The sequence below is a fragment of the Pseudomonadota bacterium genome (assembly GCA_037200975.1).
Taxonomy (GTDB): domain Bacteria; phylum Pseudomonadota; class Gammaproteobacteria; order Steroidobacterales; family Steroidobacteraceae; genus CADEED01.
Genome location: JBBCGI010000001.1, coordinates 3,726,474 through 3,747,180, shown reverse-complemented (window position 1 = coordinate 3,747,180; position 20,707 = coordinate 3,726,474). Strand labels below are relative to the sequence as shown.

Here is a 20,707-nt window from a genome sequence, read left to right as displayed (position 1 = left end):
ATGCCTGTTTTTCGGTCCGCCGGAAAACAGGCATGTCCCCTTTAAAACGTTCTGCCTAGAAACAGGTAGTACGCGGACCCGCCGCCGTCATCGAACCCGGTCGCGAAGTAGACAGGGCCAAACAACGTATCCATTCCGACGAACACGCTGCCGTTGGTACGCGCGCTGCTGAAAGAGATATCCCGGCGCGAATCCCACACATTGCCCTTTTCGATCGACGCGCCGAGATACACGGGCACGTTCAGGAATCCCTGTCCGCCCTGGCCGATCTGGCGGTAAAAGATGCCGCGCGCGATGGCGAAGTGCGGGCCCACCAAGGTCTCGGGCGTGATGCCCGACAGATTGAAGAACCCGCCCAGCGAGAAGAACGAGCGGACGATGGTCACGTCGGAGTCCAGCCGCGTTCCGGCCGAGGTCCACAGGATCGCGGTGTTGCGCCCCCACGAATGCGCGTACAGCTGGTCGAACAACAACAGGTCCGCACTCTCGGCATCGCCGCGCCCTTCCCGCTCGCCCTGCCAGGCAAGCGTGAATGAGCTGCCATGCTTCGGAAAATTGACGTCGTCCAGCGAGTCGTAGCGATACTCGGCGAAGAAGTTGTGCGCGTCGAACTGCGACGGCGGCAACAACGGATCGCCGACCCGCACGCGCGCCTCCCCGACGCTGCGCCCGCCGCCGATACGGATCTCGGCGTAGTTGCCGAGCTCGCGCCCCAGGTCGATTCCGTAGTCGGTCGAACGCACGCGATATTCCGCCAGAATCCGTTCGTCCTCGTCCGCGATCGCCAGGGTGCGGATCTGGAACTGCGCATGCGGCGCGACGAACCAGCGCGAGCGGTACCCGACCGGTAGATAGATCTCGGTGGCGACGCGCGGCGTCTCGCCGATCTGCACGTCCCACAGCCACTCGCCGCCGTACTTGGTGATCTCGGCGAGCGTGCCGCGGGCCGCCGCGTTGAACGAGGAATTGCCTTCGAAATCGTTCTGCAGCGCGAGTCCGAAACGCAGGTAGTTCGGACCCCAGGAATTGCGCCGCGTGGTGAGCGCCAGCCCGTATTCGGGCGGATCGCCCGGCAGCGGATCGTTCTGCATGAGCCGGTAGTCGAAAATCTCGAGATTGCCCTGCCCGTACAACTCGCTGACGCGTTTCTCGAGCCGGTTGCCGTCGGCCACCTTGCCGATCTGGTCGCCGAACAGCGATTCGATGGCGCCGGCATACCGCTCCGAACCAGGCTCGATGCGCAGGAACTCGATGCGCGGCAGATCTTTGCGCTTGGCGGCGCGCGCATCGACGATGCGCTTGAATTCCGCGGGCGCCACCGACAGCTCCTGCAGGCGCGCCAGCGATCCGAGCGCGGCCTGCTCGCCGATGTCCATCGCCTTCTGATGTTCGGTGAAATCGAGCGAAGAGAAATCGCCGAGCGCCGGATCGATGACGATGTCGCGCCCGGTGAGCGCCTTGCGCTGCAGCTCGGTGTTGTGGCGAATGAGGATCGCCAGCATCTGGTTCGACACGGTGGCGACCGACTCGAGCTTGCTGCGATCGAGCAGCGGGAAGCCGCAATCGACCACGATCAGGATGTCCACGCCCATGGCGCGCGCCACGTCCACCGGCAGGTTGGAGGAGAGGCCGCCATCCACCAGCATGCGGCCGTCGAGATCCACGGGCGCGAACACGCCGGGCGCCGACAGGCTGGCGCGCATCGCAGTAGTCAGGTCGCCGTGATCGAGGACGACGCGCTCGCCCGTCACGATATCCGTCGCGACCGCGCGAAACGGAATGGCCAGGTCGTCGAAGCGCTGGATCTGCGCCACGGGCAGCGTCAGCGAGCGCAGGATCTGCGTGAGTTTCTGCCCCTGCACGAGACCACGCGGCAGCCGGAAGCGGCGCCCCTTGAGCCCGAGCGGGAACTTGACGAGAAAATTCTGATCCTCGAGCTTGCGGCGGAAGTTGAGGTCGGTGCGCGCCGGGCGGTCGCGAAATGCGTCCTGCCAGTCGACCGAGGTCATCACGCGCTCCACATCGAGCGCGGACAGGCCCGTGGCGTACAGCCCGCCGACCACCGCACCCATGCTGGTGCCGGCGATGGCGTCGATCGGGATGTGGTTTTCCTCGAGCACCTTGAGCACGCCGATGTGCGCGGCGCCGCGTGCGCCGCCACCCGAGAGTACGAGGCCGATGCGCGGGCGGGCGGCGCCGTCCCGCGGCGGCGCTTCCTGCGCGGGCAACGCCGCCGCGAGCCCGAGGCAGAACACGACGAACAGCGCTGTTTTTACTGCTTTCTTATTCATCGGTGACGTAGCTAAGGATAGTCGTTCGCAGTGATAATCGCTCACCCAATCATGCGTACCCTCTTCATCCTGCTGGCATTGTTGCCGCTCACCACCCTCGCTGCGACCAATCCGTCCACCTCGGAAGACAAAGAAGTCGAAGGGGTGGTCGACAAGTTCGGCCAGCCGCACGCGTACGAAACCATCGTCGTCACCGCGAATCGGGAAGCGCGCGAGGCGGCGAAAACGCCCGCCAGCATCTCGCGCATCGGCGCCGACGACATCGCGGACCTGTCGGCCAAACATCAGGACGAGATCCTCAATCGCATCGCGGGCGTGTACGTCCAGCACGGCAGCGGCCAGGAAAGCCTCGGCGCGATCCGCTCGCCGGTGCTGGCCGGCGCGGGCGCATGCGGCGCGTTTCTGATCGCCGAAGACAGCCTGCCCATCCGCCCCACCGGCTTCTGCAATCTCAACGAGATGTTCGAGCTCAACTACGAGCAGGCGGCGGCAGTCGAAGTGCTGCGCGGACCGGGTTCGGCGCTGTATGGAGCGAGCGCGGTCCATGGCATCGTGAATGTGCTCACGCCCGGCATCGAAGACATCGCCGCGTTTGCCAGTGGCGTGGAGCTCGGCGCAAATTCCTTCAAACGCGTGCGGCTCGCGCTCAGCACCGACATGTCGGACGACGTCGGCTTCGGAATGTACGGCACCGCGACGCGCGCGCCGGGCTGGCGCGATGCCTCGGGTGTCGACGAGGCCAAGCTCAATCTCGCCAGCGACGTGAACGGATTCGCCGGCGGCAAACTACGCATTCGCGCCGCCGGCACCGTCCTCAACCAGGAGACGGCGGGATTCATCCAGGGATTCAACAGTTATCGCGACGCGGCGATCGCGCGCAGCAACCCGAATCCGGAAGCGTTTCGCGACGCCTCGAGCGTACGCGTTTCAGCGCGTTACTCGCAGGACCTGTGCGAGGCCGGTGAACATACGCCCTGCTTCGAGCTGGCCGGCATCTACCGGCGCTCGCGCATGGATTTCCTGCAGCACTTCCTGGTCGGCAAGCCATTCGAACACAACGCACAGACCAGCTACATGGTCAGCGGATCGTATGCGCTGCCGCTCACCGACAGACTGCGCGCGCGTTTTGCGTTCGACGCCGAGACCGCGCAGTCGGAACTCACCGAATTCCAGCCCGGCCCCGCGACCGATGGCGCGCCTGCGGCCAACGCGATCCGTCCGGCCGGCTTCCACTACAACTACACGGTCGATTCATCCACGCTCGGCGCTTCCGCCAGCCTCGAATATCACCTGCTCGACAATCTCACCGCCTCGGCGGCGCTGCGTGCCGATCGCACTAACTACGACTACGACAACCGCATGATCGGCGGCAACACGCGCGACGACGGCACTTCCTGCGGCACGACCGGCTGCCTGTACGCGCGGCCGGACGACCGCAGCGATGCGTTCGACAACCTGGCGCCGCGTATCACGCTGTCGTGGCAGATGAATATCCAGAACCTCCTCTATGCGAGCGCGTCGAGCGGCTTCCGGCCGCCCGAGATGACCGAGGTCTACCGGCTGCAGCGGCAGCAAACCCTGGCGGATCTCGACAGTGAGCAGCTCGATGCCGCCGAGCTCGGCTGGAAATTCCTCGGCCGCAACCTGGCGGTGACGGCCGCGCTCTACGACATGAAGAAGCAGCACGTGATCCTGCGCGATTCGAACGGCTTCAACGTGAGCAACGGCTCGACCAGCCATCGCGGCTTCGAATACGAGGCGCACTGGAAGGCTAATGAATGGCTGCAGCTGTACGCCGCCGGCACGTACGCGCGCCACGAATACACGTTCTCGCGCTCCATCGAGGGCGGCGAAACCATCGTCGACGGCAACGATGTCGATACCGCGCCGCGCCACATGCACAACGCCGGCATCGAGGCGAGCATCGGGCAACAGTGGCGCGTCGCGCTCGATGGCACGTACGTCGGTGGCTACTTCCTGGACGCGGCGAACACGGCTACCTACCCGGGCCACAAGGTGGCCAATGCCCGTTTCATCTGGAATACGGACTGGACTTCCTGGGGCGAGACCCGGATGACGCTGCGCATCGACAACCTGTTCGACAAGGCCTATGCCGACCGCGCAGACTTCGCCTTCGGCAACTACCGCTATTTCCCGGCGCAGGGTCGCGCGGTGTTCGTGTCGCTCGACTACATCTCCCGTTAGAGGTTCACCGCCCGCATGGTATTCGCGATCTACATCATCTCCGGCCTGTGCTCGTTGGGGATGATCGTCCACTGCATCAAGACGGGCCGCAGCAGCATCTGGGTGTATGCCCTGGTGATGCTGATGTCGATGCCATTCGTCGGGGCGGCGGTGTACGCGGGCGTCGAAATACTTCCCGAGCTGCTGCGCACGCGCACCAGTCAGCGCGCCATGCGCGGCATCCGCAAGACGCTCAACCCCGAAGGCGACTTGCGTAAAGCCGAGAATGCCGTCCAGGTCAGCGGAACGGTGGCCGCGCGCCAGGCGCATGCCGACGAACTGGTGCGGCTCGGGCGCGCCGCGGAAGCCGTGGCTATCTATAAGACTTGTCTGACAGGAATTTTCGCCGACGATCCCAAGCTGCTGCTGGGATACGCCACCGCGCAGTTCGAGGCCGGCGACGCGACGGCCGCACGCGCCACGCTCGACGAACTGATCCAGAAGAATCCGCAGTTCAAATCGCCCGACGGGCACCTGCTGTACGCACGTGCGCTCGAAGCGGAAGGGAACCAGGAGAAGGCCTTGGAGGAATTCGCGGCGCTGTCCGAGTATTACCCGGGCGCCGAGGCCGGCGTGCGTTACGCGAAATTGTTGAAGAGTGCCGGGCAGCGGCCGCTGGCCCAACAGACGCTAAAAGCGCTGCTGGACCGGGCCAAATACGCTCCGGCGCATTACCGGAAGGCCCAGCGAGAGTGGCTGGACGAGGCGCATCGCGAACTGCAGGGCTGATTACTTCTTGCGATTGATGGAGCGGAAGGACACGCCTTCCATCATGGCCTTGTAGCGCACCGCACCGGGCGAGCGACCCAGCTTCTGCGCGGCCACACGCGCCGAAGTCTTCGCCTTGGCGAAGGCGCGCAGCTTCTTCATGTCGCCTTCCGACCATTCGCGCATGTGCCGAGCACCTTTCTTCTTGGCCATTCCGGAGTCCTCTCGAAACGTGTGGTGGGTAAATCGAGGGGCGTAGTCTAACAACAATTTCCGGCTTAGTAGTCAATCGTCGCTGGATGCCGACATGCGAGTTTTCGAGCCCCTCCTATCAACCTTCGCGACGCCTCACACCAGCTTGATAGTCTTCGGATCGAAGTTAGGAGCCGGAAACCGCAGCGGCAGCTGCTCGAATTCGTAGATAAGCAGCTGTGATACCGCGAAATCCCTGAACCATTTGCGATTTGCGGGCACTACGTACCATGGCGCGTGATCGGTGGAGCAGCGCGCAAACATCGACTCGAACGCCCGCGTGTAGGCCGCCCACTGGTGCCGCTTCTCCAGATCGCCGGTATCGAATTTCCAGTTCTTGCGCCTGTCGGACAGGCGCTCGGCGAAACGCACGCGCTGCTCTTCCTTGCTGATCTGCAGGAAAATTTTTACAACGCGGGTGCCGCAGGCATCCAGCAGGCGCTCGAATTCGTTGATCTGCTCGTAGCGCCGGCTCCAGACGTCCTCCGGCACCAGGTCGTTGACGCGCACGATGAGCACGTCTTCGTAATGCGAGCGATTGAACACCGCGATCTCGCCCCGCGGCGGTGCATGACGATGGATGCGCCACAGGTAGTCGTGACGCAGCTCGTCGGAAGTCGGGCCCTTGAACGCGGTGACCGTGCACCCTTGGGGGTTGAACGCGCCAAACACACGCCGGATGGTGCTGTCCTTGCCGCCGCCGTCGATGGCCTGCAGCGCCACCAACATCGCGAAGCGCTGGTCGGCGTACATCTTGTATTGCAGTTCTTCGAGACGCGTCAGGTTCTCGGCGGTCGCCGCGATCGCCTTGTCCTTGTCCCAGCCGAAGCAACGATCGGCTTCTCCATCGGAAAGCTTCGGCCGCGAGCCTGGCCGCACGCGCAGCCGGTCGGGAAGATCGCGTCTTGGAATCGCTCGTTCGGCCACGTTATTTCCCGGCGTCCAGCAAAGTGATCGCCATTGTAGAGACCCCGATGGGCTGTTCAATCGTCATGCAGTGGCCTGCCGGCGGGAACCTGCTGGGTGATGCAGTGGATGTTTCCGCCGCCTAACAGGATCTCGCGCGCCGCCACGCCGACGACCTGCCGGCCCGGAAATGCCCGTCGCAGTTTCGCGGCCGCGGACCGGTCGGTTTTCGGGTCGAGCAGCGGCATCACGATGCCCTTGTTCGCGATGTAGAAATTGACGTACGAACCGGCCAGCCGCGCTCCGGCGGTCCGCGTCTGCGTGTTCTCGCGCGCGAGCACGCCGGCTGCCTCCGCCGCCGTCAGTTCGAGCGGACCGGGCATCGGCAGCTTGATCACGCGGAATCGGCGCCCGCGCGCGTCACGCGCCGCCTTGAGCCGCTCGAGCGCATCCAGGGAAACCACGTGCTGAGGGTCGCGTTCGTCGTCGGTCCAGTGCAGCGCGACGACGCCCGGCTTCACGAAGCAGGCCATGTTGTCGATGTGTCCGCCCGTTTCGTCTTCGACCACGCCGTCGCCCAGCCAGACGACCGCCTGCACTCCAAGGTAAGACTTCAGATGGTCCTCGACCTGTTCGCGGGACAGCTCCGGGTTGCGATTCGGATTCAGCAGACATTGTTCGGTGACCAGCGCGGTGCCTTGCCCGTCGACGTGGATGGCCCCGCCCTCGTTGATCAGCGGCGCGCGGTAGCGGTCACATTCCTCGATCTCGAGCACCTTGCGGGCCACCGCGTCGTCCTGGTCCCAGGGAAAATACAGGCCGCCTCGCAGGCCGCCCCAGGCGTTGAAGCGCCAGTCCACTCCGCGGCGCACGCCTTTCCTGTTGGTGACGAACGTGGGCCCGACGTCGCGCATCCACGAATCGTCGTGCGAAATCTCCACCACGCGGATGTGCGGCGCGAGCTGGGCCCGCGCGAATTCGTAGTGCGCAGCCGACACACCGACGCTGACCGGTTCGAAGCGTGCGATGGCCGCTGCGACTTCGCCAAACGCGCGCTGCGCGGGCTGAGCGCCCGCGCGCCAGTTGTCAGGCCGCTCGGGCCAGAGCATCCAGCAGCCGGCGTGTGGCGCCCATTCGGCGGGCATGGAGAAGCCGTCAGCGGCCGGGGTACTGTCGATCGTTTTGGCCATGGTGCGCGGGGGATTGTAGCGAAGCCCGTGTGCTAGCATCGCGGCCCTTCCATCCCCCCGTGATTCAGCGAGAAAGACAACACGATGGCTACCACGCCCACGAGTCCTAAAGTCACGCCGCCAGTCGGCGGAGCAAAGATCTCCATCAAGAACGGCCAGCTGACGGTACCGGATCAGCCGATCATCCCGTTCATCATCGGCGACGGCACCGGGCCGGACATCTGGCATGCCAGCGTCCGTGTCATGGACGCCGCGGTCGCCAAGGCCTACGGCGGCAAGAAGAAAATCCAGTGGCTCGAGATCTACGCGGGCGAGAAGTCGTTCAAGGCCTTCAACAACTGGCTGCCCGACGAAACCGTCGAGGCCTGCCGCGAATATCTCGTGTCCATCAAAGGTCCGCTGACCACGCCGATCGGTGGTGGCATCCGTTCGTTGAACGTCGCGCTGCGGCAGATGTTGGATCTGTACGTCTGCCTGCGGCCGGTGCGCTGGTTCAAGGGCGTGCCCTCGCCCGTCAAGGCGCCCGAGAAGGTCGACATGGTGATCTTCCGCGAGAACACGGAAGACATTTACGCCGGCATCGAATTCGAACACGGCACCGAAGACGCGAAGAAGTTCAAAGCGCTATTCAAGGAAGCGTTCCCCAAGGCGTACGCCAAGATCCGCTTCCCGGATACCTCGGGCATCGGGTTCAAGCCCGTGTCGCAGGAAGGCACCGAGCGGCTGTTCAGGGCCGCGCTGCTGTACGCGATCGAGAACAAGCGCCGCAACGTCACCATCGTCCACAAGGGCAACATCCAGAAATTCACCGAGGGTGCGTTCCGCAACTGGGCGTATGCGCTGGCGGAGAAGGAATTCGGCGAGCAGTTCTACACCTGGGAACAGTGGGGCCGCACCAAGGCCGCGTCGGGCGAGAAGGCCGCGAACGATGAGCAGGCGGCGGCGCTCAAGAGCGGCAAGATTCTCGTGAAGGACGCGATCGCGGACATCGCGCTGCAGCAGGTGCTGACGCGTCCGGATGAGTTCGACGTCATCGCCACCACGAATCTGAACGGCGACTATCTATCGGATGCGCTGGCGGCGCAGGTGGGCGGCATCGGCATCGCCCCGGGCGCGAACATCAACTACATCACCGGCCACGCGGTGTTCGAAGCCACGCACGGTACGGCGCCGAAGTACGCCGACCAGGACAAGGTGAATCCGGGTTCGGTCATCCTGTCCGGCGAGATGATGCTGCGGTACCTGGGCTGGACGGAAGCCGCCGACGCGATCATCTCGGCGATGGACAAGACCATCGCGCAAAAGACGGTGACCTACGATTTCGCGCGACTGATGGAAGGCGCCAAAGAAGTGAAGTGCTCGGAATTCGGCGATGCGCTGATCCGGAACATGTAGCGGTCTAGCGGTGCCGGGAAGGGGGTTCCGGGGGTTACGCCTCGGCACCCCTTCTAGTCCACTTCGTTCTTGTGCAGGCGCATCGCCTCGCGCAACGTCGATTCGTCACGGCCCAGCTCTCGAGCAACCGCGGCGAGGGACGCGATTTTCCGATCCCGTGACTGATGTGCGATCCAGGCTCGAACCTTGGTGAGGAACCGATCGCGCCCCGGCGCGGCCAGCCGCGCGGAATCGACCTCAAAGCGGCGACATGCTTCGGCAATGAGGTCGGTCAAACTACCCGTGGCCATCGAGGGTTTCGGTGCCACAGACAGTTTTTGCGCGCGCTGACTGAACTCGTCACTACCGAGAACCGCAAGCTGATTGCCGCTCTTGTCCACGGGCGGTCGCCACAGGACATCGTCGCCGCATCCGACAAAGGCCCGATACGCGGATTGCCCCCGACGGCGATCGGCGGAGAACATCGCCAGAACGAAGTCCGTCGTAACCCAAGGTTCCTCCCGCGAGTCCAGGTAAGCGTGGTGACTCGACCAGCGGTACCCGGCTGCGTCCGCCGCAATGCGCGCCCTGACAGGATTCAAATGGATGTAGCGCAGGAGTTCGAGAAGGTATGAATCGGCGTCGACCAATGACGCATGGTAGCGGCGCTCGAAGAAGTGCCCCGTGGTCGCAAGTTTCGCCTGCATCGCACGCGCGAATTCAGCCGCGATCTGCCGCATCGGATCCGCGAGCGCAATCGCGCCCACCTGGAGCAGGAAATGCAGGTGATTAGTCATCCAGCAATAGGCATGAAGGCGAACGTCGAATCTCTCGATGGCGCGCGCAACAATGCGATTCAGCAGCAACCTGTCGTGTTCCGCGACGAACAGCGCTTGCTGGTGATTGCCGCGCAATGTGACGTGATAGAAACCGCCGGGCACGTGAATGCGCAAACGGCGTGGCATGCTGGCTCCGCGGGGAACTACGGGGCGATGAGTCTGCGGTGTGAATCTTGTGGCGCGGAACTGCGCAAAAGCGACGTAACTCGCCAGAAACCCCGGAACCCCCTTCCCGGCACCGCTAATTGTTGGCGGCGAGGAACGCCTCGAGTTTCGTCAGCAGGGTCTCGCGCCACTCGAAGCGCGACAACGAGTGGTTGCCGTCCTTGATGACGACCAGCTCGAATTTCTTTTTCTCCCTGCCGAGCGCGCGTGCCATGCGCCGGCTGTGATCGATGGCCACCTGGATGTCGTCGTCGCCGTGCACCAGCAGCACGGGCGCCTTGATCTTCTCCGGCGAACGCAGCGGTGAACCGGCCTTGAGCTCGTCCACGTCGTCACCGATCGAGTACTTCGCGCGGAACTTGCCACCGTAGAAACGCCGCTGCTCGCTGGCGAGTGCGCGCAGGTCCGATACACCGGCGATGCTGACCACGCACTTGTACAGGTCCGGTTCGCGCACCGCGCTCATGAGGGCGGCATATCCGCCGTAGCTCCAGCCGACGATGCAGGTGTGCGCCGGGTCGGCAATGCCCTCGGCAATGGCCCACTTCGTGGTGGCGGTGATGTCGTCGACCATCACCGTGCCCCAATTGCGCAGGCCGGCCTCGTACCATTCTTCGCCGTAGCCCGTGGAACCGCGGAAATTCACCTGGATGACGGCGAAGCCGCGGCTCGCCATGAACTGCACCATCGGGTCGAAGCCCCAGCTGTCGCGGTAGTAAGGCCCGCCATGCGGGTAGACGACCGTCGGGAGCTTCTTGCCGCCGGAGTTCAGCGGCAGCGTGAGATAACCGGGCAGCAGCTTTCCGTCGGCCGTCTTGATGGAGATCGGTTTCATCGGCGGAAACGGCTTGTCGGCCAGCGCCGGATTGGCACTGCCGATCTTGGAAAGTTTCTTCGCGGCGATGTCCAGCACGAAATACTGCGACGGGCGGACGTCGGATTCCGATGCGATCAACAGCCGGTTGCCGTCGCGCGACGCATCGACCACGTAGTTGTCGGCATTCGGGATGACCGTGTCGATCGCGCCATAGATGCTCTCGGCTTCGGCATCGAACAACATGCGCTTGACACGATCGGTCTCGTAGCTGAACCCGATGATGCGCCGGTCGACCGGCCAGTAGATGGGCCCACCGACGTCCACTTCCGTGTTGGCGAACAGCAGCTGGCGGTCGCTCTTTTCGTTCAGATCCATCTCGAAAATGGCGCTCCGGCCGTTGTGGTCGGCCTCGACCAGCAGCGTGCCGGGCGACGGCCCGAAGCCGACGACGCCGAAATCGTCATGGCCAAGCTCCCACTTGGCGAGCGTGCGCCACTTGTCGTCCGCGGAATCGCGCGTGAGGTAGGTGGCCTTCCTTTCATCGTAGCCGGAGCCGAATCGCACCACGCCCTTGCGGTCGGTTTTCCAGTTGAGGATGGGCGAGCGGCTGCGCTGCACGATGCTGGTCAGCCCGGAATAGACATCGAGCGCGTAGACGTTCGGAAATGGCCCGCCCTCGTCGCCGGTGAGCTGGATATAGACCTGTTTGGGATCGTCGAGCCGCCAGTCCATGATGCGGTCCTGGAACTGCGACTGGCCGTGGGTGCCGTTCTGGATCAGCACTTTCGCCTTTTCCTTGCCCGAATCGCCGATCGCCACCAGGCGCGACACGGCGTACGGCTGTCCGGCAGAGAATTCGGTGCCGGAGAAGCCGCACAGCAGCCGATCGTCGGTCTTGAACCCGCACCAGGTCAGTTCGAAGGTGTCATTGGTGGCGCGCATCAGGCCGCGGGTCTCGTGTTTGACGAGATCCATCACCACCAGCAGGCGTATGTCTTCCACGCGTTTGACGAAGGCGATCTTCTGTCCGTTCGGGGAAAGCGCTGGAAAACTGAAATCGGTGTCGGCGGCGAATTCCGCGATGGTCGGAGCCGCCTGGACCCGCGCCGACAGGCACAACGCCGCCACGAGGTTCGCGCCCAGGCGAACCGGTCTTGCGATCCTCATGAAACCCCTCCCAGGGTGGCCCAACTACTGCAGGCTGTTCGGCAGCGCTGCTATCGTGGCATCCCCGCGGAGCGCGGACAAGATGTTAGGGGCGAGCCCGAGCTCCTCGGCAGCATGTTCGATCGCGCCGGGGGCGCAGAACTGCGGGGCGGTCGCTTCGATGGCGAACAACCTCGCCAGATAGACGGTCGTGGCATCGGCGGCGGCGTCCGGAAACTCCCGCAGGCGCCGCCATTCGGCGGCCGTCGCGGCGGCCAGCGTCGGCACGGCCCAGGCGCGCACCGCCCGCTCCAGCTGCTCTCCTCCATGTTCTGCACACAGGTCGGCCTTGCTGGCGGCGTCGAGCCGCACTCGCGAAGCATGTTCGATCACGGCGATGGCCCGCAGCGTCAGGATGTCGCCGAGTCGGTGCAGCAATCCGGCGATCCCGCTGATGCGAGTGCTGCCTCCGAGGTGCGGCGCGATTCGCACCGCGTAGGCTCCGGTGAGCACCGACTCGTTCCACAGGGCGCGCAGTTCCGCGCTACGCGCCGGGGCGGTACACAGCAGCCGCGTCATCGCCGCAAGGCGCAGATCCGGCGAGATGGCGTTGCTGCCCAACGCCTGCACGGGATCGAAGGACACCCAGTCGAACGGAGTCGGCGGCAGATCCTGCAGCCGATCGCGCAGCTCCGCACCGATCGTGCGCCGCGCGTCCAGGGACTCATTCGTCAGGGGATTCAGGCGATTCAACATAAGCTCGCGAGGTTCGAAAAACGAACCAGCGTTATCGCGAGTTGCCCGAGGTGCGTCCAGCGACGGGGCGCGGAACTGAGACACCGCCGCAGAAAAAAGGGGACAGATCTATTTTTACTAGGCCAGCGCCTGATCGATATCGGCGATGAGATCGTCGATGTCCTCGAGCCCGACCGACAATCGCACCGTGTTCGGCGAAATCCCCGATTGTCTGGCCTGCTCGGCGGTGAAGTCGCGGCTGCCCATGAGCTGCGGCGCCATCACCAGCGATTCGGTGGAACCGAGGCTCGCGGTCAGCGCAAACAGTTTGAGCCTTTCACTGAAGTGACGCGCGGCCTCGCTGCCATTCTTGCACTCGAAGCTGACGACGGTGCCGGCCTCGCGCATCTGCTTTTTCGCCAGCGCCGCCTGCGGATGGCCCGGCAACCCCGGATAGTGAACCTTGCCGACCGCCGGATGTTTGTCGAGGTGTTCGGCAATCTTCTGCGCGCTCGCGGTCTGTGCGCTGTAGCGCACGAAATAGGTCTTGAGCCCGCGCTGGATCAGGAATGCCGAGTGCGGATCGAGCAACGCGCCCAGCACCGCGAAATCCGGACGCATGCTTTCGATGAGCTCGTGATGTCCGATCACCGCGCCGCCCATCACGTCGCCGGCGCCGGATGCGTACTTGGTCAGACTGTGCACGAACAGATCGATGTCGTATTCGCCGTGCTGGTGAAACCCGGCGAACGTGTTGTCGATCACCGCGAGCGCATCGTGTTTGTGCGCGAGGTCGACGATCCGCTCGATGTCCGCCACCTTCGTGATCGGATTCGTCGGACTCTCGAACAGCACCAGTCGCGTCGGACGCGTGACCAGCACGTTTTCGATGCCGGAAAGATCTTCCAACGACAACATCGTGTTTTCGACGCCGAAGCGCGCCAGCAGGCGGCGAATGATGCTGCGCGTCGGGCCATACGTCTCGATGAAGAACAACACGTGATCGCCCTGCTTCGTCAGCGCGAGCAGCGTCTGGGCGATGGCATTGACCCCCGACGCGGTGGCGAGGCAGTCGTCGCGCCCCTGCAGCGCCGCGAGTGTGAGCTCGAGCTGGCGCGTGGTCGGGTTGCTCGCGCGCATGTAAAAATAACCCGGCGATTCGCCGCGCAACATCTTCAGCGTCTCGTCGACCGTCTCGAATTCGTACTTGACGCTCTGGTAGATAGGTGCGACGACCGGGTGGTTACCCGGCGGCGGAGCCACGTTGGGCGGGTGGTTTACGAGAGTAGGCTTCTTCATGATTCCAGCATGCCCGATTACTCGAGGGAAAAGGCATCGGCATCGAGATGCGCGGGAAACTTCTCGCGCCAGGCGCGCAGTGCTTCGAGATCGACGGGTACCGTGACCACCTGCGCCCGGTCGGTGAGTTCGACCACCGGTTGCCCCATGAAATCGAGGACGGCGCTGTCGCCCACGTAGGAATTGCCGCCGCCATCCTCGCCCACGCGATTCACTCCGACGACGAAGGCCTGGTTCTCGATCGCGCGGGCGCGCAGCAATGTCGACCAGGCGTAGCGGCGCGCTGCCGGCCAGCTCGCGACGAACAAGGCGATGTCGTATTCGAGCTCCGGGCGGCGCCGGCTCCACACGGGGAAACGCAGGTCATAACAGACCAGCGGGCACAATCGCGCGCCGCGCCATTCGACGATCAGCGCGTGACCGCCCGCGCTGTAGTGGCGATGTTCGCCTCCCATGCGGAACAGGTGGCGCTTGTCGTATTGATGCAGCTCGCCGTCCGGCGTGGCCAGCATGAAGCGGTTGTAGTGGCGGCCATGCTCGCTGATCGCCACGCTGCCACCGACGGCGGCATCGAGTACCCGGGCCTGCGCGAGTAGCCAGGCCCGTGTTTCGCCATCGGCCACCTCGGCGAATTTCTCCGGCTGCATCGTGAATCCGGAGGTGAACATCTCGGGCAGCACGACCAGATCCGTGGTGCCCGCGAGTGGCCGCAGCAAGCCCGCGAAATGCGCGCGATTCGCGGCCGCGTCGTGCCAGGCCAGCGGTTGCTGCGCGATACTGATCCGGAAGCTCAAGCGTCCGCTCGCGAGCCCGCGTTCGTATACGCGCGGATACGTTCGGCGGCTTCGATGAGCGTGGCGTCCTGCTTGGCGACACAAAGCCGCACGATGCGCATGCCCGCAGGCGGCTCGCGGTAGAACGGCGACAGCGGGATCACCGCCACGCCGGCTTCGTTGATGAGCCGCTCGGTGAATTCCACGTCGCCGCAATCGGCGATCGAGCCATCCAGAGAGGAGTAATCCGCCAGCTGGAAGTAGCTGCCTTCCGCCAGCGGCAGGGACAGGCCGCTGCCCTCGAGCCGGCCGCGCAGCAGGTCGCGTTTGGCGCCGAAAAACCCCGCGACCTCGCGCCATGCATCCGGATGACGCTGTAGATAGAGGCAGATGGCCGCCTGCAACGGCGCGGCGATGCTGAAGGTATTGAACTGGTGCACCTTGCGCAGCTCGCGGGTCAGCGCCGCGGGCGCGACGCAATACCCGACGCGCCAGCCGGTGATGTGCAGGGTTTTGCCGAAGGAATACACGGCGAAGCTGCGCTCGCGCAGCTCGGCGTGGTTCATCACCGACTGGTGCACGCGGCCGTCGTACAACACGTGTTCGTACACTTCGTCCGCCAGCACGAGAATGGGCCGGTCGCGGATCAGCGCCGCCAGCGCATCCAGGTCGGTGGCGGAGGCCACCGTGCAAGCGGGGTTGTGCGGGTTGTTGACGATGATCAGCCGTGTGCGTTCGTTGACCGCGCTCCTGACGCGATCCCAGTCGTAGCGGAAATGCGGCGCGGCGAGCGGAATGTGTACACATCGCCCGCCGGCGAGCCGGATGGCCGGATCGTAGGCGTCGTAGGACGGGTCGAAGACGATGGCCTCGTCGCCCTGCCCCACGACGGCCTGGATGGCGGAGTAGATGGATTCGGTGCCGCCGCAGCTCACGGTGAGCTCGGTCTCCGGGTCGACGGCGCGGCCGCCCGCGGCGGCGATCTTGGCGACGATGGCGGTGCGCAATGCAACGCTGCCTTCCATCGGGGCGTACTGGTTGAAGCCCGCCTGCACCGCTTCGGTGACGCAGGAGGCGAGATCTGGATCTATGGGGTAGTCAGGGAAGCCCTGGCCTACATTGACCGCGCCCAGTTCGGTGGCGCGGCGCGACATCACGGTGAAGATCGTGGTGCCGACGTCCGGCAGTTTGCTCGGAAATCCTTGCGGATTGTTCATCTCTCGCTGGCGCAAAGCAGCCGCGCACCCCCGTACGCGGCGCCTGCGTAGACGCCTACTTCTTCTTCGCGCGTTTCGCCTTGCGGGCGAGTTTCAGCTGCACGCCAGCGGGCTGGTCGATGAAGCGGAAGCGGATGCCTTCGACCATCGCTTTGTACTTGACCGCGCCAGTGGAGCGGCCGAGTTCTTTCGCGGCGAGTCGAGCGGACAGCTTGGCTTTCGCCAACGCGCGCATCTTCTTCAGATCCGCGGGCGTCCAGGGGGCATTGTGTTTACGGGCTGATTTGGCCATTGATCGAATCCTCTACAGAGTCTATTGGTGGAAGTTTAGCAGTAGTTAGCCGGAAGCGGCCATCTGTTCCTCGCGTTTGCGACGCTGTTCCTGCCTGCGCATGAGAAACGCCGACAGGATCACGCCCAATGCCACTATCAGGACCATTATGGTTGCCAGTGCATTGACGACCGGGCTAACACCTAGTCGAACACGAGAAAAGATGACCATGGGGAGGGTATTCGACCCAGGTCCGGAGACGAACTGCGTAACAACGAGATCGTCCCACGAAAGCGTGAAAGCCAGCAGCCAGCCCGACAGGATGGCGGGCAGGATCAGCGGCACGGTGATCCTGAAGAAAACCCTGGCCGGGCGCGCGCCCAGGTCGAGCGCGGCCTCTTCCAGAGAATCGTCGAAGCTAGCTAGCCGCGACTGCACGACGACGGTGACATAAGCCATCGTGAAGGTGATGTGGGCGATGGTGATGGTGGCGACGCCGCGATCGAACTGCCAGCCGAACATGAACTGCATCAATTGCTCGAGCGACACGAACAGCAGCAGCATCGACAGGCCGGTGATCACCTCGGGCATGACCAGCGGCGCGGTAGTGAGGCCCTGCAGCAGCGCACGGCCCTTGAACGGGCCGAAACGCGACAACACCAGCCCGGCGAGGGTGCCGAGGATCACAGCTCCCGTGGCCGTCATCGCCGCGACCTGGATAGACAGCCAGGCGGCCGACAGGATGGCGTCGTCGCTGAACAACCGGCCGTACCACTTGAGGGTCGGCGAATTCGCCGGATCCCACACGGTGACCAGGCGCGAGTTGTTGAAGGAGAAGAACACCATCGACAGGATCGGGACGTACAGGAACACGAAACCCAGCGCGAGCATCGTCTTGCTGAACAGCCCGTGCGACTTCATGGTTGCGTGCTCATCGCTGCCTGCTCATTTCTTCTGCGCCTGCAGTTCTTTGTTCTGGAAGTACTGGAAGATCATGATCGGCACGACCAGCAGCAGCAGCATCGCGATCGCCACTGCGCTCGCCTTCGGCCAGTCGCGGTTCAGGAAGAACTCGTCCGAGAGCAGCTTGGCCACCATGAGCTGGTCGGTGCGCCCGAGCAACGAGGGAATCACGTATTCGCCTACCGCCGGGATGAACACCAGCAGCGAACCTGCGACCACGCCCGGCATCGACAGTGGCAGCGTGATGCGCATGAAGGATTTGACCGGACCGGCGCCGAGGTCCTGCGCGGCTTCGAGCAACGTGAGGTCGTGTTTCTCGAGATTCGAATACAGCGGCAGGATCATGAACGGCAGGTAGGAGTACACGATGCCGATGTACACCGCGAAGCTGGTGTTCATCATCGCGAGCGGCTCGTCGATGACACCCAGGAATTGCAACACGTTGTTGATGACGCCGTCGGTCTTGAGCAGGCCTATCCACGCATACACGCGCAGCAGGAACGACGTCCAGAACGGCAGGATGATCAACATCAGGAAGATGTTGCGCTGCGTGGGCGGCGCGCGGGATATGGCGTAGGCCATCGGGTAGCCGAGCGCCAGGCAGAAGATCGTCGAGAAAAACGCCACCTTGACCGAGTAAATCCACGCGCTGACGTACAACGGCTCGTTGAATAGATAGACATAGCTGCCGACCAGCAGCTTGATCTGCAGCGCACCTTCGTCGAGCCACTGGAAAACCGGTTCGTACGGCGGCCGCCCGAGCGGCGAAAACTCCGCGAAGGATATCTTGAGGACGATGAGGAACGGGATCAGGAAGAACAGCACCAACCACAGATACGGAATGGCGATGACCAGCCGCTGTCCCGACCAGTTGCGCAGCACGTATTCCGTCCAGCGCGGCGGACCGTAGCGAAACAGGAACGTCCACACGGGACCGAGACGCCCCTGCGAATCTCGCGAACCTAGTCGGGCGCTGGTGATTGGCACGGTCAGTTCTCGGGGAGCTGGGGGCTCTCGGGCCGTTTCATTGCGTCACGACGACGGGGCTCGAGCCATGCCAGCTCAGCCACACGGTTTCTTCCCAGCCGATGCGCTCGTCATCGGACATGCGCTCCACGTTCGGCAGCGTCACGCGGACCATCTTGCCGGTGTCGATCTTCACCAGGTAGATGGACACGTCGCCCATGTAGGCGATTTCCTTGACGACGCCCTTGACGCAGTTTTCGCTGGTGTCGGCCGGCGGCGTGCGCAGGATGTTGATCTTCTCGGGACGCACGGCCGTGTACACGATGGCGCCTGGCGCCGCGCTGATGCCGTGATCGACGTAGATCACGCCACCCAGTTCATCGGACTTGATGCGCACGTGGTCCGGCAGGTCTTCGATCATCGTGCCTTCGAACATGTTCACCGAACCGATGAAATCGGCGACGAACTTGTTCTGCGGGAATTCGTAGATCTCCGTCGGTGTGCCGATCTGCACGATCTCGCCGCGATTCATGACGCCGATGCGCGAGGCCAGCGTCATGGATTCTTCCTGGTCGTGGGTCACGACGATGAAGGTGACGCCGAGCTGCTCCTGGATGTTGATGAGCTCGAACTGCGTGGCTTCGCGCAGTTTCTTGTCGAGCGCGCCCAGCGGTTCGTCGAGCAGCAGCAGCTTGGGCCGTTTCACCAGCGCGCGCGCCAGCGCCACGCGTTGCCGCTGGCCGCCGGAGAGCTGGTGCGGCTTGCGGGCCGCGAAGGTGCCGAGCTTGACGATGTCGAGGATGTCGGTGACGCGCGTGGCGATATCGGCGCGACTCAGCCCCTTTTCCTGCTCGAGACCGAAGGCGATGTTCTTCTCGACCGTCATGTGCGGGAACAGCGCATAAGACTGGAACATCATGTTGACCGGACGGTTGTAGGGCGGCACACCCGCCATGTCCTGGCCGTCGAGGTAGATGGCGCCGGAGCTCGGCGATTCGAAGCCGGCCATCATGCGCAGCAGCGTCGACTTGCCGCAGCCGGAACCGCCCAGCAGGCAGAAGATCTCGCCCTTGAAGATCTTCAATGAAACGTTGTTGACCGCGACGAAGTCGCCGAAACGCTTGGTGACGTTTTCGATGCGCACGTAGGCTTCGGCGTGCGGATCACGCCAAGGCTCGTTCTTGGTTTTGCTCTTATCTACGCGTCGTTCCGCCGCTTGCATGGCAGACCCCCGTTGCAATGAGAACCCTCTGCGGGAAAGCGCTTACTTTCGAAGTACCCTTCCTGAAGGACCAAGGAGGCGCCGCTCCCTAAGCGGCGCCTCCCAGAATCATTTGCCGGTACGGAAGCGCGTCCAGGTGCGCGTCAGGGTTCGAGTGAACTCCGCACTCTCCGGAAGATCGGGTACCAGCTTCGGCATCATTTCCGGCGTCGGGAAAATCCCCGGATTGTTCTTGATTTCCGGGTTCACCAATGGCCAGGAAGCAGCATTGCTGTTGGCGAAACTGATGAAGTTGCTGTTCTTCGCCGCCACATCGGCGCGCAGCATGTAATCGATGAACAGGTGGGCATTCTTCACGTGCGAGGCATCGCCCGGGATGGCCATGTTGTCGAAGAACATGACCGCGCCTTCCTTCGGAATGTTGTACTTGATCGTGAACGGCTTCTTGGTTTCCTCGGCGCGGCTCTTGGCCTGCAGCACGTCACCCGACCAGCCGAGCGCGAGGCAGATTTCGCCGTTCGCCAGCTGTTCGATGTAGGCCGAGGAATTGATGTTGCGGATGTACGGGCGGACCGAAAGCAGCACTTTCTCGGCCGCCTTGAGGTCTTCCGGATCTTCGGAGTTCGCGTCCTTGCCCAGGTAGATGAGCACGGTGCCGACCACTTCGGACGGGGCATCGAGGATCGACACGCCGCACTTGGCGAACTTCGAGATGACCTTCGGATCCCAGAACATCGCGAAGCTATCTACCGGCGCGTCCGGCATGGCCGCCTTGATCGCCTCTTCGTTGTAGGCCACGCCCGAGGTGCCCCACATGTAGTTCACGGCGTGTTCGTTGTTCGGATCGAACACCTGCAGGCGCTTGGTGATGTCCGGATCGAGGTTCTTGAGATTCGGCAGCTTGGCCGGATCGAGTTTCTGGTAGATGCCGGCCTTGATCTGGCGGGCGAGGAACGAGGCGGACGGGACGACTACGTCGTAACCGGTGCGGCCCGCGACGAGCTTCGTCTCGAGCAGCTCGTTGGAGTCCATGACCTCGTAGTTGACCTTGACGCCGGTCTCCTTGGTGAACTCCTCGAGCACGGTGGGCTCGATGTAGTCCGACCAGTTGTAGACGTTGACGACCTTCTCTTCATCGGTGTCCACGACTGGAGCCGCGGGCCCGGCGGCGGGAGGCGGAGCCTCTTCCTTCTTGCCGCAGGCGATGAGCAGAAAAAGACAGGAAGCCGAAACCAGAGCCGACAGGCTGCGTGTGGACATTTCTATGACCCCTAGAGTTGTCGCGGCGTGAGACCCACACGTCCGCGTCTTTGGACACGTTATATAACA

Annotated in this window: 18 protein-coding genes; 3 read left to right on the top strand and 15 right to left on the bottom strand. The window is 63.7% G+C overall.

The annotated features are described in order from the left end of the window. Nucleotides 1–41: 41 nt before the first annotated feature. Complete coding sequence (locus WDO72_16830) at nt 42–2,291, bottom strand: patatin-like phospholipase family protein (protein MEJ0087339.1); 2,250 nt, start codon at nt 2,289–2,291, stop codon at nt 42–44. Nucleotides 2,292–2,342: 51 nt separating this feature from the next. Between WDO72_16830 and WDO72_16825 the strand changes: the two genes are divergently transcribed. Continuing rightward, a complete protein-coding gene (locus WDO72_16825; protein ID MEJ0087338.1) occupies nt 2,343–4,496 on the top strand; it encodes a TonB-dependent receptor in 2,154 nt (717 codons plus the stop codon). A gap of 15 nt (nt 4,497–4,511) precedes the next feature. Beyond that, nucleotides 4,512–5,264 (top strand): tetratricopeptide repeat protein, encoded by a 753-nt coding sequence (locus WDO72_16820; GenBank protein ID MEJ0087337.1) that lies wholly within the window; start codon nt 4,512–4,514, stop codon nt 5,262–5,264. Here the strand turns inward: WDO72_16820 and WDO72_16815 are convergent, their stop codons facing one another. The 3 genes from WDO72_16815 to aguA form a co-directional block, all read right to left on the bottom strand. Further along, nucleotides 5,265–5,456: a hypothetical protein gene (locus WDO72_16815; protein MEJ0087336.1), complete on the bottom strand. Its 192-nt coding sequence runs from the start codon at nt 5,454–5,456 to the stop codon at nt 5,265–5,267. Between the two features lie 135 nt (nt 5,457–5,591). After that, entirely contained in the window at nt 5,592–6,422 is an 831-nt protein-coding gene (locus WDO72_16810) for a PPK2 family polyphosphate kinase (protein ID MEJ0087335.1), read from the bottom strand. A gap of 56 nt (nt 6,423–6,478) precedes the next feature. After that, nucleotides 6,479–7,591: an agmatine deiminase gene (aguA, locus tag WDO72_16805; GenBank protein ID MEJ0087334.1), complete on the bottom strand. Its 1,113-nt coding sequence runs from the start codon at nt 7,589–7,591 to the stop codon at nt 6,479–6,481. A gap of 84 nt (nt 7,592–7,675) precedes the next feature. Here aguA and icd point away from each other — a divergent pair, with 84 nt between their 5' ends. Beyond that, nucleotides 7,676–8,986 carry an NADP-dependent isocitrate dehydrogenase gene (icd, locus tag WDO72_16800; GenBank protein ID MEJ0087333.1) on the top strand — a complete coding sequence of 437 codons (1,311 nt, stop codon included), beginning with the start codon at nt 7,676–7,678 and terminating at the stop codon, nt 8,984–8,986. A gap of 53 nt (nt 8,987–9,039) precedes the next feature. On the opposite strand, the gene WDO72_16795 is transcribed toward icd, so the two are convergent. From WDO72_16795 to WDO72_16745, 11 genes are all read right to left on the bottom strand, one after another. Next, a complete protein-coding gene (locus WDO72_16795) occupies nt 9,040–9,918 on the bottom strand; it encodes a transposase (GenBank protein MEJ0087332.1) in 879 nt (292 codons plus the stop codon). A gap of 127 nt (nt 9,919–10,045) precedes the next feature. Further along, nucleotides 10,046–11,953 (bottom strand): S9 family peptidase, encoded by a 1,908-nt coding sequence (locus tag WDO72_16790; protein MEJ0087331.1) that lies wholly within the window; start codon nt 11,951–11,953, stop codon nt 10,046–10,048. 24 nt (nt 11,954–11,977) lie between these two features. Next, on the bottom strand, nt 11,978–12,688 hold the full coding sequence (locus WDO72_16785) for an HDOD domain-containing protein (protein MEJ0087330.1): 711 nt from the start codon (nt 12,686–12,688) through the stop codon (nt 11,978–11,980). Between the two features lie 117 nt (nt 12,689–12,805). Beyond that, on the bottom strand, nt 12,806–13,966 hold the full coding sequence (locus WDO72_16780) for an aminotransferase class I/II-fold pyridoxal phosphate-dependent enzyme (GenBank protein MEJ0087329.1): 1,161 nt from the start codon (nt 13,964–13,966) through the stop codon (nt 12,806–12,808). 17 nt (nt 13,967–13,983) lie between these two features. Further along, a complete protein-coding gene (locus WDO72_16775) occupies nt 13,984–14,760 on the bottom strand; it encodes an amidohydrolase (GenBank protein MEJ0087328.1) in 777 nt (258 codons plus the stop codon). Beyond that, complete coding sequence (locus tag WDO72_16770; GenBank protein ID MEJ0087327.1) at nt 14,757–15,956, bottom strand: methionine aminotransferase; 1,200 nt, start codon at nt 15,954–15,956, stop codon at nt 14,757–14,759. The genes WDO72_16775 and WDO72_16770 overlap by 4 nt, the downstream gene beginning before the upstream one ends. A gap of 55 nt (nt 15,957–16,011) precedes the next feature. Then, nucleotides 16,012–16,248, bottom strand: coding sequence for a hypothetical protein (locus WDO72_16765; protein MEJ0087326.1), 237 nt, complete (start codon nt 16,246–16,248; stop codon nt 16,012–16,014). Between the two features lie 45 nt (nt 16,249–16,293). Further along, the gene (locus tag WDO72_16760; GenBank protein MEJ0087325.1) at nt 16,294–17,148 is read right to left on the bottom strand and encodes an ABC transporter permease subunit; all 855 of its coding nucleotides are present in this window, start codon (nt 17,146–17,148) and stop codon (nt 16,294–16,296) included. A gap of 24 nt (nt 17,149–17,172) precedes the next feature. Beyond that, nucleotides 17,173–18,108: an ABC transporter permease subunit gene (locus WDO72_16755; protein MEJ0087324.1), complete on the bottom strand. Its 936-nt coding sequence runs from the start codon at nt 18,106–18,108 to the stop codon at nt 17,173–17,175. Between the two features lie 106 nt (nt 18,109–18,214). Beyond that, nucleotides 18,215–19,378 (bottom strand): polyamine ABC transporter ATP-binding protein, encoded by a 1,164-nt coding sequence (gene potA / locus WDO72_16750; protein MEJ0087323.1) that lies wholly within the window; start codon nt 19,376–19,378, stop codon nt 18,215–18,217. Nucleotides 19,379–19,486: 108 nt separating this feature from the next. Further along, nucleotides 19,487–20,638 (bottom strand): polyamine ABC transporter substrate-binding protein, encoded by a 1,152-nt coding sequence (locus WDO72_16745; protein ID MEJ0087322.1) that lies wholly within the window; start codon nt 20,636–20,638, stop codon nt 19,487–19,489. Between the last annotated feature and the right edge of the window lie 69 nt (nt 20,639–20,707).

What these genes read in the sequence shown, in the direction of transcription:
- icd (MEJ0087333.1), top strand. Translation starts at nt 7,676, where the DNA reads ATGGCTACCACGCCCACGAGTCCTAAAGTCACGCCGCCAGTCGGCGGA.
- WDO72_16820 (MEJ0087337.1), top strand. Translation starts at nt 4,512, where the DNA reads ATGGTATTCGCGATCTACATCATCTCCGGCCTGTGCTCGTTGGGGATG.
- WDO72_16790 (MEJ0087331.1), bottom strand. Translation starts at nt 11,953, where the DNA reads ATGAGGATCGCAAGACCGGTTCGCCTGGGCGCGAACCTCGTGGCGGCG.
- WDO72_16825 (MEJ0087338.1), top strand. Translation starts at nt 2,343, where the DNA reads ATGCGTACCCTCTTCATCCTGCTGGCATTGTTGCCGCTCACCACCCTC.
- WDO72_16780 (MEJ0087329.1), bottom strand. Translation starts at nt 13,966, where the DNA reads ATGAAGAAGCCTACTCTCGTAAACCACCCGCCCAACGTGGCTCCGCCG.
- WDO72_16745 (MEJ0087322.1), bottom strand. Translation starts at nt 20,638, where the DNA reads ATGTCCACACGCAGCCTGTCGGCTCTGGTTTCGGCTTCCTGTCTTTTT.
- WDO72_16785 (MEJ0087330.1), bottom strand. Translation starts at nt 12,688, where the DNA reads ATGTTGAATCGCCTGAATCCCCTGACGAATGAGTCCCTGGACGCGCGG.
- WDO72_16770 (MEJ0087327.1), bottom strand. Translation starts at nt 15,956, where the DNA reads ATGAACAATCCGCAAGGATTTCCGAGCAAACTGCCGGACGTCGGCACC.
- WDO72_16765 (MEJ0087326.1), bottom strand. Translation starts at nt 16,248, where the DNA reads ATGGCCAAATCAGCCCGTAAACACAATGCCCCCTGGACGCCCGCGGAT.
- potA (MEJ0087323.1), bottom strand. Translation starts at nt 19,378, where the DNA reads ATGCAAGCGGCGGAACGACGCGTAGATAAGAGCAAAACCAAGAACGAG.
- WDO72_16760 (MEJ0087325.1), bottom strand. Translation starts at nt 17,148, where the DNA reads ATGAAGTCGCACGGGCTGTTCAGCAAGACGATGCTCGCGCTGGGTTTC.
- WDO72_16815 (MEJ0087336.1), bottom strand. Translation starts at nt 5,456, where the DNA reads ATGGCCAAGAAGAAAGGTGCTCGGCACATGCGCGAATGGTCGGAAGGC.
- aguA (MEJ0087334.1), bottom strand. Translation starts at nt 7,591, where the DNA reads ATGGCCAAAACGATCGACAGTACCCCGGCCGCTGACGGCTTCTCCATG.
- WDO72_16830 (MEJ0087339.1), bottom strand. Translation starts at nt 2,291, where the DNA reads ATGAATAAGAAAGCAGTAAAAACAGCGCTGTTCGTCGTGTTCTGCCTC.